Source organism: Streptococcus sp. HMSC068F04, assembly GCF_001837455.1.
Lineage (GTDB): Bacteria > Bacillota > Bacilli > Lactobacillales > Streptococcaceae > Streptococcus > Streptococcus salivarius_D.
This window is the reverse complement of record NZ_KV832511.1, coordinates 1-1,366: the sequence shown is the minus strand read 5'-3', so window position 1 is coordinate 1,366 and position 1,366 is coordinate 1. Positions and strand designations below refer to the sequence as shown.

Sequence of the window (1,366 nt, the reverse complement as noted above, 5' to 3'; positions counted from 1 at the left end):
TCTTTGTTGCACTTGACTTGACAATTAGGGGAGAAGGTATTACCAGCTTTCGAAACGATAGAATCTTTAAGTGAACTCAAGGTTGACTTAAAGCTAGCACTATCAATGATTGAAGACTTAGATAAATTCATAGCAAAATTCACCAGAAGGTTAATTTGCGTATCAGAAAGATCCAAGTTGTAATTATTGATAGTTTGCTGAACAATCGTTTTAGCTTGGTCTTCAGTCAACTTATCCCCTTTATCAGCAACTGCTGACTTAATATCAGTCATAGCTACATTAAGCTTGTCGGCAGCATAGTCACTCTTGCCTGAATTTTCCTCATTAATTTGAGAAAGGGTTTTAAGTTCCTCCTGCGCAAGCTCTTTGCTTTCATCTGATACCTTAGCCCCGTTTTGTTCAAGAGAATAGTAAATACCAGCCAAGGCACTTTCACCAGTAACTGCAATCGGTGCTGCTACGGTAATCTTAGCATGTTCGATACCAAGTGTCGTTGCAGCATTACGATACATATCTGGAGTGATTTTCGTGATATTTTGCGGTGTCACAATCTCTACACTCAAGGTTTCCTTAGCACCAAGCTTAGCAATCTTAACTGAAGAATAAAGCTGAAGACTAGAATCGTCAGCAACATTCATGATATTCGCATATGCAGATGTCGTCAAGGTCTTGACATTAGTATCCTTACTACTGTCATACCCTAACAAATTCAAGGTTTCATTACGCTGCTCTTCCGATAATGAATAACCCATCACATAGTCTGGTTGAACATAAGATTCATCAATGACCTTTTGGACTTGCGATGATGTTGCTGCTTGTGCAACCGAAGTGAAGGCTGTTACTGAAGCCAATAAAGCCATCCCAGTAACAAGAAGTTTTTTCAATTTCATGTGTGTTTCCTTTCGAAAATAGAATAGTATTCCATAATCTCCTAAAGGACGACTGGCTATGAGTCCAATCGTGAATTTATTATACCATGACTTAAAAAATTAAGGTCAAAAAAACTACTCGTGCAACTCCAAGGGAAGACCATCCGGATCAGCAAAGAAAGTCATCTTTTCACCGGTAAAAGTATCCTTGCGAATAGGTTGGCAGGAAATACCCTTCTCTTCTAAACTCTTGACAACCTCTTCAATATTAGTCACTCTGAAAGCTAAATGACGTAAGCCACATGCCTCAGGATAAGACGGACGTTTAGGTGGCTCCACATAGTTCGGATCACTGGTCTTATTGCCAAAGATTTCAAGTTCTATATCCCCACAACGTAGGTCTAACTTATAATCGTGACGTTCTGGACGGTGATTTTCCCGAATAATCTCAAAACCAAGTTTATTGACCTTGAATATACAATATAAGTGCACAATAA

2 protein-coding genes are annotated in these 1,366 nt (G+C 38.9%); both read right to left on the bottom strand.

Translation table 11 applies throughout. The features are described from left to right. The coding region (locus HMPREF2571_RS07335; protein ID WP_070847565.1) for a DUF1002 domain-containing protein at positions 1 to 890 on the bottom strand (890 nt) is incomplete at its 3' end. A 114-nt stretch (positions 891 to 1,004) separates the two neighbouring features. Then, positions 1,005 to 1,364 carry an SMU1112c/YaeR family gloxylase I-like metalloprotein gene (locus HMPREF2571_RS07330; RefSeq protein ID WP_070847564.1) on the bottom strand — a complete coding sequence of 120 codons (360 nt, stop codon included), beginning with the start codon at positions 1,362 to 1,364 and terminating at the stop codon, positions 1,005 to 1,007. Positions 1,365 to 1,366: the final 2 nt, after the last annotated feature.